Below are 20,861 nucleotides of genomic sequence, written 5' to 3' on the forward strand. Positions count from 1 at the left end.
GGTTGCGAGAGCGGTGCTCTCTGATGTGAACAGTGAACTCCGGCGGGCCACTCGCTGTCAAGAGCACTGCTCTCGAATTTGTGCGTCGCTCCGTTCGAGTGTCAGACTGGTCGGCATGAGCGCAGGGCGGACGGCGCGGGAGCGCGCCCGGGCCGAGGTGACCCGGGAGATCAAGGACGAGGCACGCCGACAGCTGGCCACGGACGGGGCGGGCCTTTCCCTGCGGGCGGTCGCGCGAAGCCTGGGCATGGTCTCCTCGGCGCTCTACCGGTACTTCCCGAGCCGGGACGACCTGCTCACCGCGCTGATCATCGACGCGTACGACGCGCTCGGCGACGCGGTCGAGAAGGCCGATCCCGGCGGCGCGCCGATCGAGCGGTGGCGGGCCGTCTGCGCGGCGGCGCGCGGGTGGGCGCTGGCCCACCGGCACGAGTACGCGCTGATCTACGGTTCGCCCATCCCCGGCTACCAGGCGCCGCAGGACACGGTCGGACCCGCAGCGCGGGTGCCGCTGGTGTTGATCGACATCGCGCACGCGGCGGACGTGCCGGACAGCCCGTTGCCGGATGTCCTGCGGGAACAGGTGGTGGGGGTGCTCGCGACGCTGCCCATCGCGCCGCCGCCGGGTGCCGGGGCGCGGGTCCTGATCGCGTGGACGCAGGTGTTCGGGATGATCAGCTTCGAGCTGTTCGGGCAGCTCGTCGGCAGCGCCGACCCGGCGGACGCGTTCTTCGGGTACGCGGTGGACCGGATGGCGGCGATCATCGGCCTGCCCGGCGCGGAGTGGCCCACACCATAGGGGCACCGCGGTGGTTACCGACCGGTAACCAGGACTAGAGTGGGGCGCGTGGGGTTACCGATCGGTAGCCCGGAGCCGAGCTGAGGAGCACCCGTGGCCGCACCCGCTGCCCCCGCAGCCGCGCGCGCCGTCCGCGATGTCGTCTTCGTCGACGGCGTGCGGACGCCGTTCGGCAAGGCGGGCCCGAAGGGCATCTACGCCGAGACCCGCGCCGACGACCTGGTCGTCAACGTCATCCGCGAGCTGCTGCGCCGCCACCCCGGGCTGCCGCCGGAGCGGGTGGACGAGGTCGCCGTGGCGGCCACCACCCAGATCGGCGACCAGGGCCTGACCATCGGCCGCACCGCCGCGCTGCTGGCGGGCCTGCCCAAGTCGGTGCCCGGGTTCGCCATCGACCGGATGTGCGCGGGCGCGATGACGGCGGTGACCACCACCGCGAGCGGGATCGCGTTCGGCGCCTACGACATCGTGATCGCGGGCGGGGTCGAGCACATGGGCCACCACCCGATGGGCGAGGGCGTGGACCCGAACCCGCGCATCGTGGCCGACAAGCTGGTCGACCCGACCGCGCTGGTGATGGGCCAGACCGCGGAGAACGTGCACGACCGCTACCCGCACCTGACCAAGGCCCGCTGCGACGCCTACGCCGCGCGCAGCCAGGAGAAGTTCGCCGAGGCGGTGAAGACCGGCAGGATCGGGCCCGAGCTGGTGCCGGTCGCGACCCGGTCCGCGGAGCTGGGCTGGGGTCTGGCGACCGAGGACGAGCCGCCGCGGCCGGGCACGACCGTGGAAGCGTTGGCGGCGTTGAAGACCCCGTTCCGCCCGCACGGCCGGGTCACCGCGGGCAACGCGGCCGGTCTCAACGACGGCGCCACCGGCTGCATCCTGGCCGAGGAGCAGACCGCCCGGGAGCTGGGCCTGCCGGTCGGCATGCGGCTGGTGGGCTACGCGTTCGCCGGGGTCGAGCCGGAGGTCATGGGCGTCGGCCCGGTGCCCGCCACCGAGAAGGTGCTGGCCCGCACCGGTCTGTCCATTTCGGACATCGGGCTGTTCGAGATCAACGAGGCGTTCGCGGTGCAGGTGCTGGCGTTCCTGGACCACTTCGGACTCGCCGACGACGACCCGAGGGTGAACCAGTGGGGCGGCGCGATCGCCTGTGGACACCCGCTGGCGTCCTCCGGCGTGCGGCTGATGACCCAGCTGTCCCGGCAGTTCGCCGAGCGGCCGGACGTGCGGTACGGGCTGACCACGATGTGCATCGGCATCGGCATGGGCGGCACGGTCATCTGGGAGAATCCGAGCTGGGACGGGGGCGAGCGCTGATGCTCACGCGGGAGCAGGCCGAGCTGGCCTATCCGGACGAGGTCGTCACCCGCGCGGTGACGCGGCTGGTGCGCGTACCCGGGCTGGCGAAGCCGGTCGCGCTGATCACGATCGACAACGGGCACGACCACACCCGTCCGTCGACCTTCGGCCCGCAGGGCCTGGTGAGCCTGAACGCGGCCCTGGACGCGGCGTTCGCGGCCGAGCCCGCCGCGATCGCGGTGACCGGCAAGCCGTTCGTGTTCGCCGTGGGCGCGGATCTGTCCGGGGTGGAGCAGGTGGCCTCTCGGGCGTCCGCTTTGGACATCGCGGTGACCGGGCACGAGGTTTTCCGCCGGTTCACCGACTCGGCGGTCCCGACCTTCGCCTTCGTCAACGGCGCGGTCATGGGCGGCGGGCTGGAGCTGGCCCTGGCCTGCCACTACCGCACGCTGTCGGAGAACACGGCCGCGATCGCGTTCCCCGAGGTGTTCCTGGGGCTGTTCCCCGGCTGGGGCGGCACGCAGCTGCTGCCGAACCTGATCGGACCGGACGCGGCCGTGACGGTGATCCTGGAGAACGCGCTCAGCCAGAACCGGATGCTGAAGCCGCGACAGGCGGCCGACCTGGGCATGACCGACGTGCTGCTCGGTTCCGCGGACTTCCTGGAGCGGTCGCTGGTGTGGGCCGTCGGTGTCATCAACGGCGAGATCTCCGTGCAGCGCAAGGAGATCGACCGGGGCGCGGGCTGGGACGCGGCGATGGAGCGTGCCCGGGGCATCGTGCAGGGACGGACCAAGGGCGCCTCGCCGGGCGCGACGAAGGCGTTGGAACTGCTGGAGCTGGCGCGCGGCAACGACCTCGACGCGGGCTACGCGGCCGAGACCGAGGCGCTGGCCGACGTGCTGATGACCGACCCGCTGCGGGCCGGGCTGTACTCGTTCAACCTGGTGCAGAAGCGGGCGAAGCGGCCGGCAGGCGCGCCGGACAAGTCGCTGGCACGGCCGGTGACGAAGGTCGGCATCGTCGGCGCGGGCCTGATGGCGAGCCAGATGGCGTTGCTGTTCGTGCGGCAGCTCAAGGTTCCCGTGGTGCTCACCGACATCGACCAGTCCCGTGTGGACAAGGGCGTGTCCTATGTGCACGACGAGATCGACAAGCTGGGCGCCAAGGGTCGGCTGACGCCGGACGGCGTGAACCGGTTGCAGGCGCTGGTGTCCGGCTCGCTGGACAAGGCCGCGTTCGCCGACGCGGACTTCGTCATCGAGGCGGTGTTCGAGGAGCTGGGCGTCAAGCAGAAGGTGTTCGCCGAGGTGGAGGCGCATGTCAGCGCGGAGTGCGTGCTGGCGACCAACACGTCCTCGCTGTCGGTGACGGCCATGGCGGCCGGGCTCAAGCACCCCGAGCGGGTGGTCGGGTTCCACTTCTTCAACCCGGTCGCGGTGATGCCGCTGCTGGAGATCGTGCGCGCCGAGAAGACCGACGACGCGACCCTGGCCACCGCGTTCGCCACCGGCAAGACGCTGCGCAAGTCGTGCGTGCTGGTCAAGGACGCGCCCGCGTTCGTGGTCAACCGGCTGCTGACCCGGTTCATGGGCGGCGTGGTCGCGGCGATCGACGCGGGCACCCCGTTCGAGGTCGCCGACCGCGCGACCGAGCCGCTTGGCCTGCCGATGAGCCCGCTGGTGCTGCTGCAGCTGGTGGGCGCGCCGGTCGCGCTGCACGTGGCGGAGACGATGCACGGCGCCTATCCCGACCGGTTCGGCGTCAGCGAGAACATGCGCAAGTTCGTCGCGGCCGGGAAATCGGCGGTGTGGACGTGGGATTCGTCCGGGAACCAGTCGGTCGATCCGGAAGTGGCCGCATTGTGGGAGTTCGGCCCGGTCGAACTGACCGCCGAGCAGGTCCGCGCCCAGGTGCTGGAGGGCCTGGCCGAGGAGATCCGCATCATGCTCGACGAGGGCGTGGTCGCCGAGGCCCAGGACATCGACCTGTGCCTGATCCTGGGCGGTGGCTGGCCGTTCTGGCTGGGCGGCATCACGCCGTACCTGGATCGTGAGGGCATTTCCGAACGCGTCAACGGAAAACCGTTCCTGGCCCCCGGCGTCGCCTCCGTGCCGGTCGCCTGATCCCCCCGATGCCCCCTGGCGGACTGCTCCGTCAGGGGGGCATCGTCGTGCGCGGTACGGTCGACTCCGCCACTCTGGTCTGGTGATCAGGATCGGCATCTCGGGCTGGACCTACGCCTCCTGGCGCGGCCCGGTCTACCCGCGCGGCCTGCCCCCGCGCGACGAACTCCCCTTCATCGCCAACCGCGTCGACACCATAGAGATCAACGGCACCTTCTACGGCCCACGCAAACCCGCCGACTACACCCGCTGGCGCACGGTCACCCCGGACGATTTCGTCTTCGCGGTCAAGGGCCCTCGCGCCGTGACCCACACTCATCGGTTACGCCGCGCGCGGAAACCCCTCGATGAGTTCCTGGACTCGGGCGTGTTCGACCTCGGTGAGAAACTCGGCCCGTTCCTGTGGCAGATTCCCGCGTCCCTGCACTATGACCCCGCACTGATCGCGGACTTCCTCCAGCTGTTACCTCGCACCGCCCGACACGCGTTGGAGGTCCGACATTCCAGCTACACCAACGACACCTTCATCGACCAGCTGGCCGAATACGGCGTGTCGCTGGTCGTCGCCGACAGCCCCGGCCTGTGGCCCTGCCTCGTCTCGAACACCACGGACTTCGTCTACATCCGCCTGCACGGCGACACGGACCTGTACGCCAGCCCCTACACCGACGAGGCGCTGGACGTATGGGCCGACCGCATCACCGAATGGCACCGGACCCGGGATGTGTACGTGTACCTGGACAACACGATGGAAGCCCACGCACCCCATGACGCGGAGCGCCTGATCAAACGCCTGCGGTGACCCATAATGGGCGCGTGCACAACGAGGTGAGCGGAACCGTGCACGGCACCGTGATCCAGGCCCACACGGTGACCGTCTCGGCTGGTGCCCCGCGATCGGTATGGATGGTCCCCACCCCCGACCGCCCACTGGTGGAACGCGCGGCCGAATCCACCCGACTGCACGACCTGGTGACCAGCGGCGAACAACTCATCGGCGTCGTCGGCCCAGGCGGCTTCGGCAAGACGACCCTGGTCATCCAGCTCTGCCACCGACTGCGCGCCGCGTTCCCCGGCGGCATCCTCTGGGTCACCCTCGGCGAACACGTCCCCGACCCGGTCCTGGCCGACAAGCTCAACGACCTCTGCGAACTCCTCGGCGCCCGCCGCCCCACCCTCACCGACCCGAACATGGCAGGCCACCGACTACGAGAACTTCTCACCTCCCGCGAACCCGCCCTCTTGGTGGTGGACGACGTCTGGGCGGCGAGCAGACTGACCCCGTTCCTCGGCCACAACACCCCGGTCATCACCACCAGCCGCGCCCGGGGTGCGCTCCCACCCGCCGCCAAGATCGTCCCGGTATCCGCCCTGAGCCCCAGCGAGAGCCGTATCCTCCTCACCCTGGGCATCGACGGCCTGACCCGCACCGAGGAGCTGCTGAAACTCACCGGCCGCTGGGCGATCCTGCTCTCCCTCGTCAACAGCGCCATCCGCCAGTCAGTGGAAGAAGGCGACACACCCGACGACGCCGCTTCCCTGGTCGCCGAACAACTGCGCCTGGACGGGCCGGACAGCCTCGACATGGACAGCGCCGACCGCCGCGACTCCGCCATCCGGGCCACCGTCGAAGCCAGCCTCCACCGGTTGTCCCCGGACGATCGGGAGCGCTTCCGGGAACTGGCGGTGTTCCCCGAGGACACCGACATCCCGACCGAGGTCGTCCACCTCCTCTGGGCGTCGGTCGGGCTGTCCCCGGCCCGCTGTCGCAAGCTCGTCCGCCTGCTGAGGGACTCCTCCCTGATCGCCGCCTCCCCCAGCGCCGTGCGGCTGCACGACGTCCTGCGCGCCTACCTGCGCCAAGTGCTCGGCGACGCCCTGCCCGGGGTGCATGCCCGACTGGTCGCGGCCCTACGCACCGAGATCCCCGGCGAATGGGACACCGCCCGCCCCTACACCCTCCACCACCTGGCGACCCACGCCGCCGAGTCGGGACTGCTGGACCGCCTGCTGCTCGACGCGGGTTTCCTCCTCGCCGCCGACCAACCCGGGGTCCTGACCTGCCTGGACCAGGCCCGGACTCCGGAGGCCAAGCGCGCGGCGACCGCCTACCGACGGGCCGCCCACCACCTGCGTGACCGGCCCGAGCACGAGCGCCCCGCCTACCTGGAACTGGCCGCACGCCAGGAAGGCGCGACGGACCTGGCCGATGAGGCGGGCGAGTTGGCCACGGACTCCCCTTGGCGCTGCGACTGGGCCCACTGGAACCCCGGCCTGCCACACCGGATCTTGGACCGGCACGACCGGATGGTCGACGAGATCGCGCTGGTTCCCCTGCCGGACGGCAGGCTCTGGGTAGTCAGCAGGTCGCGGAACGATGTCCGCGTCGTGGACGCGGACACCAACGAGGCCGTCCGCCCGCCGTGGCCGATGCTCTACCGGCAGACCTCGGCAATCGCGTGCGTACCGCTGCCCGACGGCCGCCACGCGATCGTCGCGGGCTCGACCTCGGGCATGGTCCGCGCCTGGTACCCCGAGTCCGGCGAGCCGCTGCGGTGGACTTTCTCCGCACCGCCGGACACCGATGACGATCTGTGGGACCTGCCCGAACCCGTCCTGTCGCCCGAGTGGGACGTTCCGGACGAGGTGATCCAGCACTGCCCAGCCGACCAGCGGTGGGAGCCGACAGACGATGCGGATCCCTGGGAGGACGACTACCCGCGCTGGTCAGCCCGGTTCGACGCCATCGAGTGCGAGTTCCTCGGTCTGTGCCCGCCCCCGGACCGCTTCGAGACGGCGGTGGAGTGCGTCGTCTGGGACAACTCACCGGGTGATCCCGTGGTCGTGGTGGCGGCCGGGGGTGTGATCCGGATGTGGGACCCGACGGCGGGGCGACTGGCGGCGACAAGGATCGAGTTCCGGAACGCGGCGCCGTTCCGGGCGAACGACTTGGCCCCGCGCCGCCTTGTGGACGGTCGAGCAGTGGTCGTGGTGGATACCCGTGCGGTACTTCCCTTCGGCCAGTTGCCTGCCGACTTCCAGTGGCCCTTCGACCTGACGACCGGTGCGCGGCTGGCACTCTCGGAGGCCGACGAGGAGATGCCGCTGCTGGTCCTGCCGGACGGCGCACACCTGAAAGCGCGGGATCTCGCATTCCTGTCGAACTGGTCGGACGCCATCCGGCGACGTCTCGGGGTGCCCCAACACCCCGGTGGGATCTCGGCCACCGCCCTGTGCATGCGTGGCGGCGAGCAGGCCATGGTGGCGACCGGTGGCTTCGACGGCGTGGTGCGGTTGTGGGATCTCCAGGTGCTCCTCCACACGACCTGGCCCACGCTCGACCCGTCGACCCAGCCCACCGACCTGGTTCGGGCAGGCGAATGGATTGTGACCGCGCACGAGGGGTACGTCCGAGTACGGGATGCGTCCGGTGAGGTGACGCGAGAGCTGAGCCTCGAATCACCGCCGACCAGCCTGGTGCCGGTTCTCGCCCCCAGCGAGGAAGCAGACCCGCCGCTGGTCGTGATGACCTTCCGGGACAGTCCGGTCCGAGTCTGGAACGTCGACACCGGCGAGGTCGACACGCGAGACTGGACCCCACCCGCACAGGCGATCACCTGTGTCCGGACGACAGATGCGCGCACCGTGCTGCTGACCGCGACAGCAACCTCCCGACTCGACGCCTGGGATCTGGTCACGGGAAATCGGCTGTGGATGGCCGACGGGGAACCACTGCGTGGTCCGCTCTTCCCCTTCGACCCGGAGACAGTCGAGATCACCGTGTTGGCGATGCCGCGCGACCTGCTCCTCATCAGCCGCCCCAGGCTCCGTAGGCACAGCTTCGAAGTTCGCGGGGCGGAAACAGGATCCGTGGTCGAGGCGGACCTCTTGGACGATCATCCCCTGATGACGCAGAAGCTCGCGGTCGTCCCGGACGGCGAGGAGTCGCTCGTGCTCTCGCTCTACGGTCCGTCCGAGCCGCTGGAGAAAGGGCGGTTGCCCGTCGCCTGCGGCCGAGGCCATCAGGCCATCCCGGGCAGGCGCGACTGCTTGCTCTGGAACGGCGCCGTTGTGCTCACCTCGGCCGAAATGAGCAGCGTCGTGGTCGGCAGGAGCGTCGACGTGCTCGACGCCTGGACCAATGACGTCTGCGACAGCAGGTGGAGCACGGATCTCGCGATCCACCTCGACACCTACGCCAACATGGTCCTCGCGCTGGAGCCTGATCGGGTGGTGGTGGCGACCGACCAGGGGCTCGTGGGACTGCGGTTGTGGTGAGAGTGCCGGACCATGGATGTCGTGGCCGGTCGGCCGCATGTCGGACGTCGGGGTGGGTGCGTCCCGTCGTGGCGGGAGAACGAGATCGGCCCGTGTCGTCGGTGCAATCGGCGGCTCGCCGAGAAGTGCTGTCACATCGCCGGGAGGGTCACGACGACGCGCAGTCCCCCGCCGGGAACGGGTTCCGCGCGAACCGTGCCCCCGTGCGCGCGGGCGACCGCACGGACGATGGACAACCCCAGGCCGGTGCCGGTGTGCGAGGTCCGGTCGACACCGCCTCGGCGGAACGGCTCGAACAGTTCTCCGACCCGTTCCGGAGCAATGACCGGGCCGGACGAGGCAACGTCCAGTGTTGTCCACTGTGGACCACAGCTGGTGTGCACCTCGATCCACCCGCCGTCCACATTGTGCCGAACCGCGTTCTCCAACAGGTTGCCCGCCACCCGTTCGAGGAGCGCGGAATCCCCGACCACGGTGGCGTGACCGTCGTGAAAGCGGGCCGTGATACCCCGACGTTCCGCGTCGGAGCGAGTCGAGCGCCAGGCGCCTGCCACGACCACCGGTAGGTCAACCGGGCCCGTCGCGCCGACGCCCAGGCCGTCCGTGCGGGCCAGCACCAGCAGGGCCTCGACCAGCTCTCCCGCGCGCAATGTCGCTGCCCGGACCACATCGGCCATGCGGCGGAGTTCACCCAGGTCGGCGTTCGGATCGGACAGTGTGACGTCCAGTTCCGTGCGGATGACCGTGAGCGGGGTGCGCAGCTCGTGGCTCGCGTTGGCGACGAACTGGCGTTGCGCCGAGAACGCGGCCTGCAACCGGTCGAGCATGGCGTCGAACGTGTCCGCCAGCTCGGCCACCTCGTCGCGCGCGCCCTGGTGGTTGATGCGTTCACCGAGGGACTCCACCGACAGCCGGTGCGCCGTAGCGGTCACCTCTCGCAGCGGGCGCAGCACGCGGCCGGTGATGGCCCACGCGAGCACCGCCGTTGCCACGACCACACACACGAAAGCCACCGAGCCCGCCAGCAGTACCCGGTCGCGGGCGTCGTTCGACAACGCCTCGGCCAGTTTCTCGGCCTCGACGCGCACACCGCCGACCACCACCGTCGTCCCCGACGGCAGCGCGGGCACCGAGGCGACCACCTCGCCCGCCAACAGCCAGCCCAACCACAGCAGCAGCACGCTGACCACCGCGACCAGCCCGGTCGCCAGCAGCGTGACCCGGGCCCGCAGGCCGAACCCGCGCCTGCGGTCGGTCACCCCGCGGACTCGGCCGACCCGGTGGCCGTTGGCACCCGGTAGCCGGAGCCGACCACCGTGTCGATCACCCCGGGGTCACCCAGTTTCTTGCGCAGCGTCATCACCGTGACCCGCACGGTCGTGGTGAACGGGTCGGCGTTCTCGTCCCACACCCGCTCCAGCAGCTCCTCGCTGCTGACCACCGACCCGCGCGCGGCGAGCAGCACCTCCAGCACGCCGAACTCCTTGCGGGTCAGCTCCACCGGCTTCCCGGCCCGCGACACCATGCGCCGCGCCGGGTCCAGCTCGACATCACCCGCGACCAGCACCGGCGGCGTCACCGGCGTGGCCCGCCGAGCCAGCGCGCGCACCCGGGCGACCAGCTCCGGGAACGCGAACGGCTTGGCCAGGTAGTCGTCGGCCCCCAGCGAGAGCCCCTCCACCCGATCGGCGACGGCGTCGCTGGCGGTGAGCATCAGCACCCGGGTCAGCGCGCCGGACGCGACGATCTCCCGGCACAGGTCGTCGCCGTGCATCCCGGGTAGGTCGCGGTCGAGGACGACCACGTCGTACCTGGTCACCGAGGCCTTCTCATGCCCCTCGTCGCCGTCCAGGGCGATGTCGACGGCCATCCCCTCGCGCCGCAGACCACGCGCAACGGCCTCGGCGAGGGGCGCCTCGTCCTCCACGATCAGAATCCGCACCCCCCAACGGTGCCACACCCACCTGAGAACCGGTTCTCAGGTGCGGCGGGCAGGGCATGATCACCCCATGATGCTGCGCTCCTTGCGCGAACAGGTGGCCACCCAGGCCCGCCGGATCGCGGCCGCGGGCCTGGTCCTGGGCACCGCGGGCAACCTCAGCGCCCGCCAGGGCGACCTCATCGCGATCACCCCGACGGGCGCGTCCCTGGCCGAGATGCGCGCCGAGATGGTCACGGTGATCGACCCGCGCGGGGAGGTCGTCGACGGCACACTCGCCCCGACCTCTGAACTGGACCTGCACCTCGGTGTGTACACGCGGTACCGCCCAGGCGCGGTAGTCCACACGCACGCGCCCATGGCAACGGCGATGTCACTCGTGCTGGATGAACTGCCCTGTGTGCACTACCAGTTGGTGGAACTGGGCGGCACTGTCGCGGTCGCTCCTTACCGCACGTTCGGCACGCCGGAACTCGCCGAGTGCGTACTCGACGCCCTGGACGGCCGCACGGCCGCGCTCATGGCCAACCACGGCGGCATCACCCACGGCGCGGACCTGGAAACCGCGGTCACCCGAACGCTCCTGCTTGAGTGGGGCTGCGAACTCTTCTGGCGCGCCTCCGCCCTAGGCACCCCCCGCACCCTCACCCACCCCCAACGCGACGACTACCTACGGCAGGTCTCCGCCCGCCAATACGGCAAAACCCGCCCTCTGTAGCCCTCCCCTCGGAAGGGAGAGCGTGATCGGGCTGGTGGGGAAGCATGATCGGGTTCGCGGAGGAGTGTGATCGGCTTCTCGGCGGGCGTGAGTGGCTTCCCCGGGGGGCGCGAGGGCCAGTCGAGCGGGCGTGAGCGGCTCGGGAGCGGATTCCCTGGGTGAGGCGCGGGCGGATTCGCCCGTGGCAGGTGGGGCCGGGTCAGGGAGAGGCGTGGTCGATCTCCTCAGCGCCCGGGAGTGGGTTGTCCACATGGGTCGTGAGTTGTCCACAGCCGGGCGCCAGTCACTTCCAGGGCCCTGACCTGCGCGAACAGGATTGCCTCAAGGGCCTGCCCCCAGGGCGGGAGGGGCCTGCTCACCGAGTGATCGACTTCGGGCAGTTGAGGAGTCGGTGTCGCGGAGCGGCACAGTGGCTGGAAGGCGAGGAGCGGGAATGAGGCCGGGGCGGACCGAGAGAGTCTCGGGCCGCCCCGGAGAGGCAGCTCAGGCCGGATCGGCGGCGCGGGCGACCTGTCGTGGGTTCTGGCCGATGAGGTCGGAGGCCCAGCCCGTGACGCGGCGGGCGACGTGTTGGGCGGTGAGGCCGAGGCGGACGAGGACCTCGTCGCGGGTTCCTTGGGCGTGGAACTCGTTGGGAATGCCCAGGTCGCGGAGGGGGACGTCCACATCGGAGTCGCGGAGCAACGCGGCCAGGGACCAGCCGAAGCCGCCGTGCCTGCCGCTGTCCTCGACGGTGACCACGAGTTTGTGGCGGGCGGCGAGGTCGGCGAGTTCGTGTGGGACGGGAGCGACCCAGCGCGGGTCGGCGACCGTGACCCCGATGCCCTCGGCGGCCAGGCGTTCGGCGGCGGCGAGGCCCAGTTCGGCGAAGGAGCCGACGGTCACCAGGAGGACGTCCTGGTTCTCGTCGCGGCGCAGGATGTCGACCTGGCCGAGGCGGGTCACCGCCGGGATGTCGTCGCCGACGGTGGCCTTGGGGAAGCGGAGCACGGACGGGCCGTCGTCGATGGCGACGGCCTCGCGGAGCTCCTCGCGGAGGGTGGCGGCGTCGCGGGGGGCGGCGATGTGGATGCCGGGGATGACGCCCAGGATGGACAGGTCCCACATGCCGTGGTGGCTGGCGCCGTCCGGGCCGGTGATGCCCGCGCGGTCGAGGACCACCGTCACCGGCTGGCGGTGCAGGGCCACGTCCATCAGCAGCTGGTCGAACGCCCGGTTCAGGAACGTCGAGTAGATCGCCACCACCGGGTGCAGGCCCGCCATGGCCATGCCCGCCGCCGAGGTGATCGCGTGCTGTTCGGCGATGCCCACGTCGAAGCAGCGGCGCGGGAAGCGCTCGGCGAACGGGGCCAGGCCGGTGGAGCGCAGCATCGCGGCGGTGACCGCGACGACGTCCTCGCGCTCCTCGCCGATGCGGGCCAGCTCCTCGGCGAACACCGACGTCCACACCGTGCCCTTGGACTTGCGCGGTTTGCCGGTGACCGGGTCGATCGGGTCGGTCTGGTGCATCTGGTCGAGCACGTCGTTCTCGGCCAGCGGGTAGCCGTTGCCCTTGCGGGTGACCGCGTGCACGATCACCGGGCCGCCGAAGTCGCGGGCGCGGCGCAGGGCCTGCTCCAGGGCCTCCAGGTCGTGGCCGTCGACCGGGCCGAGGTACTTCAGGCCGAGGTCCTCGAACATGGCCTGCGGGCTGAGCGCGTCCTTGATGCCGCGCTTGGCCGCGTGCAGGGCGGCGTAGATCGGCTTGCCGACGACCGGCGTGCCCTGCAGCACCCGCTTGCCGCCCTCCAGGGCGCGCTCGTAGCCGGGGCGCAGCCGCAGGGTGGCGAGGTGGTCGGCGAGGCCGCCGATGGTGGGCGAGTAGGAGCGGCCGTTGTCGTTGACGACGATGACCACGCCCCGGTCGGTGCCCGCGGCGATGTTGTTCAGCGCCTCCCAGCACATGCCGCCGGTGAGCGCGCCGTCGCCGACCACCGCGACCACCGTGCGCTTCTCGCCGCGCAGCTGGTGGGCCTTGGCCAGGCCGTCGGCGTAGGAGAGGGCGGCGGAGGCGTGGCTGTTCTCCACCAGGTCGTGCTCGCTCTCGGCGCGGCACGGGTAGCCGGAGATGCCGCCCTGCTGGCGCAGCTCGTCGAAGCCGTCCCGGCGGCCGGTGAGGATCTTGTGCACGTAGGCCTGGTGGCCGACGTCGAACACCAGGGAGTCCCGCGGGGAGTCGAACACCCGGTGCAGGGCCATGGTCAGCTCGACCACGCCAAGGTTGGGGCCAAGGTGACCACCCGTCCTGGTGACCTTGTCCACCAGGAAGGAGCGCACCTCGACCGCGAGGCGGTCCAACTCCTCCGGGGTCATCCGCCTCAGATCGGCCGGTCCATGCACGGAATCCAGCAGGGTCACCGCGTTGTCACCTCGTCCTGTCGTGGATGGCTGCTCTCCTGATCTCGGCCGGGTTCCCGCCCCGCGCGCCGGCTTCGGACCAGTCTACGAGTGCCCCGGGAGCACCGACCTTCGGTATCGGCCCCCGGACAAGTGACGAAGATCCCCCGATCGGGTCGTGTCGGTCACTGGCTGTTCCTTCGACTCGCACCTTTCGGACCTGCCCACCGGGTAGGGTTCCCGGCACGTCAGGGGGAGGGGAACAGCAGTGCGGGGGAAGTCATGACCGAGCCGGGACCGGTGCTCGACCAGCGGGAACTCGACCGGCTCACCAAGGCCGTCGGCCGCGCCATGGTGCGTGCCGCAGGCGAGCACTGGCGCCGGATCCGGGCCGAATACCGCTCGGTCGGCCGACACATCGAGGTGGATGTCCTGATCACCGGCCGCGACGGTGTGCCGCGCGCGGTCCGGCCACCGGCCGAGGTGGTGGAGGGGCTGGGCAGGCTGCGCGCGGGGATGTACCGGCCGGGTCGGGGGACCTGGCTCGGCGCGGCCTACGAGATCGAGCCGCCGGGGACGTTCTCGGCCGAGTTCGAGCCGGACCAGGAGCCGGTCTGGCGTCGGCTGCCGCCGCCGATCGGGTTCCAGGACGAGCTGCGGACGTTTCCCCGGTCGGAGGAGTTCATCCCGGACTGGTTCCGGGTCCGGGCCGGGATGCCGCCCGCCGTGCCGCCGGAGACGCAGGACGCGGGGACGCCGCCGCGTGGGATCGAGCGGCCCGGTGCCTCGGGGCATGGCTCCGGGCAATCCGTTCCGGGACAGGCGGATCAGGGGCAGGTTCGGTCGGGGCAAGCGGGTCCTGGGCAGCCGGGACCGGGGCACGGCGGGGCTCCCACACCCGGCCAGGGGACGCCTCAGCAGCCCGTGCCGTCCGGTGGCCGCCATGCCGCACCGCCGCCGCCCTGGGAGAACCCGCCCCCGGGGAACGGACCGGGTCGTCACGCCGCAGGTCCGTACCGACCGCCACAGGGCGACCCGCGCGCGTACCCGAACGCGCCCCGAAACGACCCCCGGCACGGCTGAGCCCGGGACCTGTCCGACCGAGTTCGCGAGATGATCTTCTGGCGGCCGGATGGATCACTCGGCAGGATGGGAGACATGTCCGCCATTCCCGGGAGTTCCGCCGACATGGCCATGGAAAACGACTACGACGGCTTCGCCGAGGCTTACACGATCGAGAACGAGACCAGCCTGATCAACGCCTACTACGCCAGGCCCGCGATCGTGGACCTGGCAGGTGATGTGGCAGGCCGACGGATCCTCGACGCGGGCTGCGGCTCCGGTCCCGTCTCCGCCGCGCTACGCGACCGGGGCGCCGTCGTGAGTGGCTTCGACCGCAGCGCCAGGATGGTGGAGCTGGCCCGGCAGCGGCTCGGTGACGACGTGGACCTGCGGGTCGCCGACATCACGCGCCCGTTTCCCTACCCCGACGGCGCGTTCGACGACGCCGTCGCCGCTCTGGTGCTGCACTACCTGGAGGACTGGACCGCGCCGCTGGCCGAGCTGCGGCGGGTGCTGAAGCCCGGTGGCAGGCTGATCGTGGTCGTCAACCACCCCATCATGCTCAAGATCGTGCATCGCGAGACCGACTACTTCGCGATCACCCGGTGGTCCGACGAGTACGACTTCAACGGCCAGAAGGCCGTACTCACCTACTGGCACCGGCCGCTGCACGCGATGACCGACGCCTTCACCGCGGCGGGTTTCCGCACGGCCATCATCAGCGAGCCGCCTCCGGCGCCGGAGGCGCACGAACTCTTTCCCGATGAGATGGCCGGATTCCCCTCCGGCGCCTTCATCAGTTTCCTGTTCTTCGTCCTGGAGGCTGCCTGACCGCGCGCCGCAAAGTCCGACCGGACAGGTCAGGTAGATCCGGACACTCCGCTCGGAGAACCTTCCGGATCTACCTGGCGAGATCGACGCGCGCGGCCAGCACCGCGTCGGCCAGTTCGGCCGTGGTGAGCCGGTCCGAGCGCAGCACGACAGTCCCTTCCGGCTGGCGGGCGGCCGCGCCCGGGTCCAACCGGCTCAGGGCCCAGGCGAGGGTCTCCTGCGGATCACCCGGGGACGGCCGGGCCATGATCCGCTCCCGCAGCACGTCGACGTCCGCGTCCAGGAAGACGTGCAGGATCTCCTCGCCCGCGTCGGACAGGCCGCCGAGGATCTCCGCCCGGTAGGCGTCGCGGACCAGGGACATCGGCACGATGAGCGTGTCCGTGTGGTGCCTGCGCAGCGACCGGGCCGTCGCGACGACCAGTTCCCGCCAGCTCGGCAGGTCCTGGAAGTCCTCGTTGGGCGGCACCCACTGCCACAGCGTGATGCCGAGGTCCTCGGGGTTGAACACCAGCGCGTCCGGGAGCCGCCGGTGCAGCTCCGCCGCCAGTGTCGTCTTCCCCGCCGCGAACCCGCCGTTGAGCCAGATGATCACAATCGCAACCTACCCGCGTGGTCCGCGCCCGCGCCACCGCCATCCGAAATGGACAGAAGGCCGGGCGCGGCAGTCAGCGGGTCAGGAGGGCCACCGTCTCCACGTGGTGGGTCATCGGGAAGGTGTCGACGGCACGCAGGTCGGCGAGGCTGTAACCGTGGGTCGCGAAGGTGGCGATGTCCCGCGCCAGGGCGGCGGGATCGCAGGCCACGTAGACGATCCGGCTCGGGCCTCGGGCGGCGATGGCGTCGACCACGGGGCGGCCCGCGCCCTTGCGGGGCGGGTCGAGGACGACGACATCCGGCGCGGGCAGGTCCGACAGCAACACGTCCTCGACCTTGCCCGCGAACACCCGGACCTGCGGCAGGTCGGCCAGGTTCTCCGCACTGTCCTCGGCCGCCTGCCGCGAGGACTCCACCGCGATGACCGTCCCTTGTGGACCGACCTGCCCGGCCAGCACCGCGGCGAACAGCCCCACACCCGCGTAAAGATCCCAGGCGACGCCACCATCAGGCACCGCCGCCCACTCGCCGACCACCTCCGCGAGCACGTCGGCCGCGTCCGGGTGGACCTGCCAGAAACCGTGTGCCGCCAACCGCCATTCGCGGCGGGCGGCCTGTTCGACGGCGACCGACGAGCCGAGCACCCGGTGCGGGCGCAGCACCGGTTTGCCGCTGCGCAGCTTCCCCCGGTCGGGCAGCAGCTCACTCGCGTGGGTGCGGCCGGTCGCGTCCACCGACACATCCAGCTCCGCGCCCGGCGTCCATTCCTTGTCCGCCAGCACATCCACCGTGCCGGGTGCCGCGATCACGCAATCGTCGACCGGCACAACCCGATGGCTTCGGTGTGCACGGAAACCGATATGCCCCGCCCGATCCACCGCCAGCCGGGTTCGCGTGCGCCAATGCGACAGCCCGCCCGCGAGTTCCTCGACCTCGACATCCCACTGCACATCCGCCAGCCGGGACAGCTGCTCCTCGATCACGAAAGCCTTGAGCCGCCGCTGTTCCGCCGCCGACGCGTGCTGCCAGTCGCATCCCCCGCAACCGCCGGGACGGGCGAACACACACGGCGGTTCCACACGTTCCGGAGAAGCCGACAAGATCTCCACCGCGTCGCCGCGACAGAAAGACCCGCCTTTGTCCTCCGTGATCGAGACGACGACCCGCTCCCCCGGCAACGCGTGGCGGACGAACACCACGCGCCCCTCCGCGCGAGCGACGCAATGGCCGCCATGGGCGACCGCGCCGATCTCGACCTCCAGCCGTCGACCGTTCCAGTCCGTCACGCGCCACCGTCCTTCTTGGCCCCGTAGGCGCCCTTACCGGTCAAACCACGACGAATCGCGCCCGGGGCCACGACCTCGCGCTCGGACACCTTCTCCGACGACGCCAGCTGCCACGGCACGCTCGTCACCATCACGCCCGGCTGGAAGAGCAGCCTGCCCTTGAGCCGCAACGCGCTCTGGTTGTGCAGCACCTGTTCCCACCACCGGCCGACCACGTACTCCGGAATGAACACCGTCACCACGTCCCGCGGATTGTCGGAACGCACCCGCCGCACATACTCCAGCACCGGCTTGGTGATTTCCCGATAGGGCGACTCGACCACCTTCAACGGCACCGAGAACCCTTCGGTGTCCCAGTCCGCGACCAGCCGCTTGGTGTCCACATCGTCCACGTTGACCGTGATCGCCTCCAGCACGTCCGGCCGGGTCGCGCGCGCGTAGGCGAGGGCGCGCCGGGTCGGCAGGTGCAGCTTGGACACCAACACGATCGCGTGCACCCGGGACGGCAGCACGAACGCGCCGTTGCCCTCCGCCTTGGCCAGTTCCTCGGCGACCCGGTCGTAGTGCTTGCGGATGCCCGTCATCACCAGGTAGATGCCCGCCATCGCGGCGATCGCGATCCACGCGCCGAGCAGGAACTTGGTGATCAGCACGACCACCAGCACCGCGCCGGTCATCGCCAGGCCGAACGCGTTGATGGCCTGCGAGCGGCGCATCCGCCTGCGCTCGGCCGGGTCGGTCTCGTTGGCCAGGTGCCGGTTCCAGTGCCGGATCATGCCGGTCTGACTCATCGTGAACGACACGAACACGCCCACGATGTAGAGCTGGATGAGCCGGGTGACCTCCGCGTCGAACGCGATCACCAGCACGATGGCGAACCCGGCCAGGCCGATGATGCCGTTGGAGAAGGCCAGCCGGTCGCCGCGGGTGTGCAGCTGGCGGGGCAGGTAGCGGTCCTGGGCGAGGATGGAGCCGAGCACCGGGAAGCCGTTGAACGCGGTGTTGGCGGCCAGCACCAGGATCAGCGCGGTGACGATGGTGATGAAGAAGAACCCGGGCGGGAACACGTCGAACACGGCCTCGGCGACCTGCGCGACCATGGTCTTCTGCTCGTAGCCCGCGGGCGCGCCGACCAGCTGCCGCGCCGGGTCCTCGGCGATGTGGACCTTGGTCACCTGGGCCAGCACGATCAGGCCCATCAGCATCACGACCGCGATGAGGCCCATCGCCAGCAGCGTGGTGGCGGCGTTCTTGGACTTGGGCTTGCGGAAGGCGGGCACGCCGTTGCTGATGGCCTCCACCCCGGTCAGCGCGGCGCAGCCGGAGGAGAAGGCGCGCAGCACCAGGAACACCATGGCCAGCCCGGCCATCTCACCGTGCTCGGCGTTGATCTGGAAGGTCGCGCTCTCGGCGGGCATGTCGTCGCCGAGGATGACCGCCCGGAACAGGCCGAAGAGGATCATCAGCACGATCCCGACCATGAACGCGTAGGTGGGGACGGCGAACGCGGCCCCGGACTCGCGGATGCCGCGCAGGTTGATCGCGGTGAGCACCACGATGGCGACGACCGCGAACTCCATCTTGTGCGTGGCCACGAACGGCACCGCGGAGCCGATGTTGGCCATCGCGGACGATATGGACACCGCGACGGTGAGGACATAGTCGACCAACAGCGCGCTGGCCACCGTGAGCCCCGCCTGTTTGCCCAGGTTGACGGTGGCGACCTCGTAGTCGCCGCCGCCGGACGGGTAGGCGCGGACGTTCTGCCGGTAGCTGGCGACCACGGTGAGCATGACCAGCACCACCACGACGCCCACCCACGGCGCGATGGTGTAGGCGGACAAGCCGGCTACCGAGAGGACCAGGAAGATCTCTTCGGGCGCGTAGGCCACCGAGGACATCGCGTCGGAGGCGAAGACCGGCAGCGCGATGCGCTTGGGCAGCAGGGTGTGCGCCAGCCGGTCGCTGCGGAACGGCCGCCCGACCACCAGTCGTTTCGCCGCCGTGGAGAACTTGGACACGGACGCACAGCGTAGGCGGTCGCGTCACCGATCCGGAGCAGCCACCGGTAGGTTCACCGATGTCACACGCGGATCAGGCACCATCAGTGGCAGTTCGGTGCCCGAAGGGGGCACCCGATCCCGTGGAACCGGGAACGAGGAGGCTGGTCGTGCACGTGGTGATCATGGGCTGCGGCCGCGTCGGGGCCTCCATGGCCGCGGCGCTGGAGCGGCTCGACCACACCGTGGCCGTCATCGACAAGGACGCGCAGGCCTTCCGCAGGCTGGGTGCCGACTTCCACGGCCAGCAGGTCGTCGGCACCGGTTTCGACCGCCAGGTGATGGTGGAGGCGGGCATCGAGCGCGCTGGCGCGTTCGCGGCCGTCTCCAGCGGTGACAACTCCAACATCATCTCCGCCCGGGTGGCTCGGGAGACCTTCGGCGTCGAGCACGTGGTGGCCCGCATCTACGACCCGAAGCGGGCCGAGGTCTACGAGCGGCTGGGCATCCCCACCGTGGCGACCGTGCCGTGGACCACCGACCGGCTGCTGCGCACGCTGCTGCCGGACGGGGTGGCCTCGGCCTGGCGGGACCCCACGGGCAAGGTCGCGCTGCTGCAGGTGCCGGTGCACGAGGGCTGGATCGGGCACACGGTCAAGGAGTTCCAGGGCGCCACCGGCTGCCGGGTGGCGTACGTGATGCGCTTCGGTACCGGCGTGCTGCCCACGGCCAAGACCGTGATCCAGGCCGACGACCAGGTTTACGTCGCCGCCCTCTCGGGCACCGTCAGCGACGTCACAGCGGCCGCCGCGCAGGCGCCGGAGGAGGGGCACTGATGCGGGTCGCGATCGCCGGGGCGGGTGCCGTGGGCCGCTCCATCGCCGCCGAGCTGGTCGGCGGCGACCACCAGGTCATGCTGATCGAGCGGGACTCCCGCCAGTTCGAGCCGCACACCGTGGAGCAGGCCGAGTGGGTGCTGGCCGACGCCTGCGAGCTGGCCTCGCTGGAGGACGCCGGGCTGCAGCTGTGCGACTGCGTCATCGCCGCCACCGGCGATGACAAGGTCAACCTGGTGGTGTCGCTGCTGGCCAAGACCGTGTTCGCGGTGCGCCGGGTGGTGGCCAGGGTGAACGACCCGGCCAACGAGTGGCTGTTCACCGGCGCCTGGGGTGTGGACGTGGCGGTGTCGACGCCGCGGGTGCTGGCCGCCATGGTCGAGGAGGCGGTGAGCGTCGGCGGGCTGGTGCAGCTGCTGACGCTGCGGCAGGGCCAGGCGAACCTGGTGGAGATGACGCTGCCGGACGACACACCGTGGGCGGGGCGGCCGGTGCGCGAGGTGAAGCTGCCCCGGGACGCGGCGCTGGTGACGATCCTGCGCGGCGGCCGGGTGATCGTGCCGCAGCCGGACGACCCGCTGGAGCCCGGCGACGAGCTGCTCTTCGTGGCCTCGGCCGATGTGGAAGGCGAAATCCGCAACGCGCTCGGTCACTAGTGGTGCGACTCAGAACGTCGGCCGTGTATCGGCGGGTCCACGGCGTGGCCGG

The 20,861-nt window shown here is 70.8% G+C and carries 16 protein-coding genes; 10 read left to right on the forward strand and 6 right to left on the reverse strand.

Annotation, left to right across the window (positions count from 1 at the left end; translation table 11 throughout):
- Nucleotides 1-115: 115 nt before the first annotated feature.
- The 5 genes from C503_RS0123355 to C503_RS0123375 all read left to right on the forward strand — a co-directional run bounded on the left by C503_RS0123355 (nt 116) and on the right by C503_RS0123375 (nt 8,508).
- Nucleotides 116-799 (forward strand): TetR/AcrR family transcriptional regulator, encoded by a 684-nt coding sequence (locus C503_RS0123355; protein ID WP_026316618.1) that lies wholly within the window; start codon nt 116-118, stop codon nt 797-799.
- 93 nt (nt 800-892) lie between these two features.
- Nucleotides 893-2,122 (forward strand): thiolase family protein, encoded by a 1,230-nt coding sequence (locus C503_RS0123360; protein WP_018684656.1) that lies wholly within the window; start codon nt 893-895, stop codon nt 2,120-2,122.
- Nucleotides 2,122-4,230: a 3-hydroxyacyl-CoA dehydrogenase NAD-binding domain-containing protein gene (locus C503_RS0123365; RefSeq protein ID WP_018684657.1), complete on the forward strand. Its 2,109-nt coding sequence runs from the start codon at nt 2,122-2,124 to the stop codon at nt 4,228-4,230. Before C503_RS0123360 ends, C503_RS0123365 begins: the two co-directional genes overlap by 1 nt.
- 82 nt (nt 4,231-4,312) lie before the next feature.
- On the forward strand, nt 4,313-5,032 hold the full coding sequence (locus tag C503_RS0123370; protein ID WP_018684658.1) for a DUF72 domain-containing protein: 720 nt from the start codon (nt 4,313-4,315) through the stop codon (nt 5,030-5,032).
- A 14-nt stretch (nt 5,033-5,046) separates the two neighbouring features.
- The gene (locus tag C503_RS0123375) at nt 5,047-8,508 is read left to right on the forward strand and encodes an NB-ARC domain-containing protein (protein WP_026316619.1); all 3,462 of its coding nucleotides are present in this window, start codon (nt 5,047-5,049) and stop codon (nt 8,506-8,508) included.
- A 131-nt stretch (nt 8,509-8,639) separates the two neighbouring features.
- Here the strand turns inward: C503_RS0123375 and C503_RS0123380 are convergent, their stop codons facing one another.
- Nucleotides 8,640-9,767, reverse strand: a complete 1,128-nt coding sequence (locus C503_RS0123380; RefSeq protein WP_018684659.1) for a sensor histidine kinase — start codon at nt 9,765-9,767, stop codon at nt 8,640-8,642.
- The gene (locus C503_RS0123385; RefSeq protein ID WP_018684660.1) at nt 9,764-10,450 is read right to left on the reverse strand and encodes a response regulator transcription factor; all 687 of its coding nucleotides are present in this window, start codon (nt 10,448-10,450) and stop codon (nt 9,764-9,766) included. Before C503_RS0123385 ends, C503_RS0123380 begins: the two co-directional genes overlap by 4 nt.
- A 67-nt stretch (nt 10,451-10,517) precedes the next feature.
- Here C503_RS0123385 and C503_RS0123390 point away from each other — a divergent pair, with 67 nt between their 5' ends.
- A complete protein-coding gene (locus C503_RS0123390) occupies nt 10,518-11,165 on the forward strand; it encodes a class II aldolase/adducin family protein (protein WP_018684661.1) in 648 nt (215 codons plus the stop codon).
- A gap of 483 nt (nt 11,166-11,648) precedes the next feature.
- On the opposite strand, the gene dxs is transcribed toward C503_RS0123390, so the two are convergent.
- Nucleotides 11,649-13,562, reverse strand: coding sequence for a 1-deoxy-D-xylulose-5-phosphate synthase (gene dxs / locus C503_RS0123395; protein WP_018684662.1), 1,914 nt, complete (start codon nt 13,560-13,562; stop codon nt 11,649-11,651).
- Between the two features lie 261 nt (nt 13,563-13,823).
- On the opposite strand from dxs, the gene C503_RS43525 reads away from it, so the two are divergent.
- The gene (locus C503_RS43525; RefSeq protein WP_018684663.1) at nt 13,824-14,624 is read left to right on the forward strand and encodes a hypothetical protein; all 801 of its coding nucleotides are present in this window, start codon (nt 13,824-13,826) and stop codon (nt 14,622-14,624) included.
- A 75-nt stretch (nt 14,625-14,699) separates the two neighbouring features.
- Nucleotides 14,700-15,434: a class I SAM-dependent methyltransferase gene (locus C503_RS0123405; RefSeq protein WP_018684664.1), complete on the forward strand. Its 735-nt coding sequence runs from the start codon at nt 14,700-14,702 to the stop codon at nt 15,432-15,434.
- Nucleotides 15,435-15,504: 70 nt separating this feature from the next.
- Here C503_RS0123405 and C503_RS0123410 read toward each other — a convergent pair whose 3' ends face one another.
- From C503_RS0123410 to C503_RS40520, 3 genes are all read right to left on the reverse strand, one after another.
- Entirely contained in the window at nt 15,505-16,029 is a 525-nt protein-coding gene (locus C503_RS0123410; RefSeq protein WP_018684665.1) for an AAA family ATPase, read from the reverse strand.
- A 73-nt stretch (nt 16,030-16,102) separates the two neighbouring features.
- A complete protein-coding gene (locus C503_RS0123415) occupies nt 16,103-17,317 on the reverse strand; it encodes a class I SAM-dependent RNA methyltransferase (RefSeq protein WP_018684666.1) in 1,215 nt (404 codons plus the stop codon).
- The gene (locus tag C503_RS40520) at nt 17,314-19,338 is read right to left on the reverse strand and encodes an APC family permease (protein WP_018684667.1); all 2,025 of its coding nucleotides are present in this window, start codon (nt 19,336-19,338) and stop codon (nt 17,314-17,316) included. The genes C503_RS0123415 and C503_RS40520 overlap by 4 nt, the downstream gene beginning before the upstream one ends.
- A gap of 149 nt (nt 19,339-19,487) precedes the next feature.
- On the opposite strand from C503_RS40520, the gene C503_RS0123425 reads away from it, so the two are divergent.
- Both C503_RS0123425 and C503_RS0123430 read left to right on the forward strand, forming a co-directional pair.
- Nucleotides 19,488-20,153 carry an NAD-binding protein gene (locus tag C503_RS0123425; RefSeq protein ID WP_018684668.1) on the forward strand — a complete coding sequence of 222 codons (666 nt, stop codon included), beginning with the start codon at nt 19,488-19,490 and terminating at the stop codon, nt 20,151-20,153.
- On the forward strand, nt 20,153-20,809 hold the full coding sequence (locus tag C503_RS0123430; RefSeq protein WP_018684669.1) for a potassium channel family protein: 657 nt from the start codon (nt 20,153-20,155) through the stop codon (nt 20,807-20,809). The genes C503_RS0123425 and C503_RS0123430 overlap by 1 nt, the downstream gene beginning before the upstream one ends.
- The last annotated feature ends 52 nt before the right edge of the window (nt 20,810-20,861 follow it).

Source organism: Actinokineospora enzanensis DSM 44649 (genome assembly GCF_000374445.1).
GTDB classification, from domain to species: Bacteria; Actinomycetota; Actinomycetes; order Mycobacteriales; family Pseudonocardiaceae; genus Actinokineospora; species Actinokineospora enzanensis.

Excerpts from the sequence above, each read along its gene's own strand:
- C503_RS0123355 (WP_026316618.1), top strand. The coding sequence starts at position 116 with ATGAGCGCAGGGCGGACGGCGCGGGAGCGCGCCCGGGCCGAGGTGACC.
- C503_RS0123365 (WP_018684657.1), top strand. The coding sequence starts at position 2,122 with ATGCTCACGCGGGAGCAGGCCGAGCTGGCCTATCCGGACGAGGTCGTC.
- C503_RS0123390 (WP_018684661.1), top strand. The coding sequence starts at position 10,518 with ATGATGCTGCGCTCCTTGCGCGAACAGGTGGCCACCCAGGCCCGCCGG.
- C503_RS43525 (WP_018684663.1), top strand. The coding sequence starts at position 13,824 with ATGACCGAGCCGGGACCGGTGCTCGACCAGCGGGAACTCGACCGGCTC.
- C503_RS0123405 (WP_018684664.1), top strand. The coding sequence starts at position 14,700 with ATGTCCGCCATTCCCGGGAGTTCCGCCGACATGGCCATGGAAAACGAC.
- C503_RS0123430 (WP_018684669.1), top strand. The coding sequence starts at position 20,153 with ATGCGGGTCGCGATCGCCGGGGCGGGTGCCGTGGGCCGCTCCATCGCC.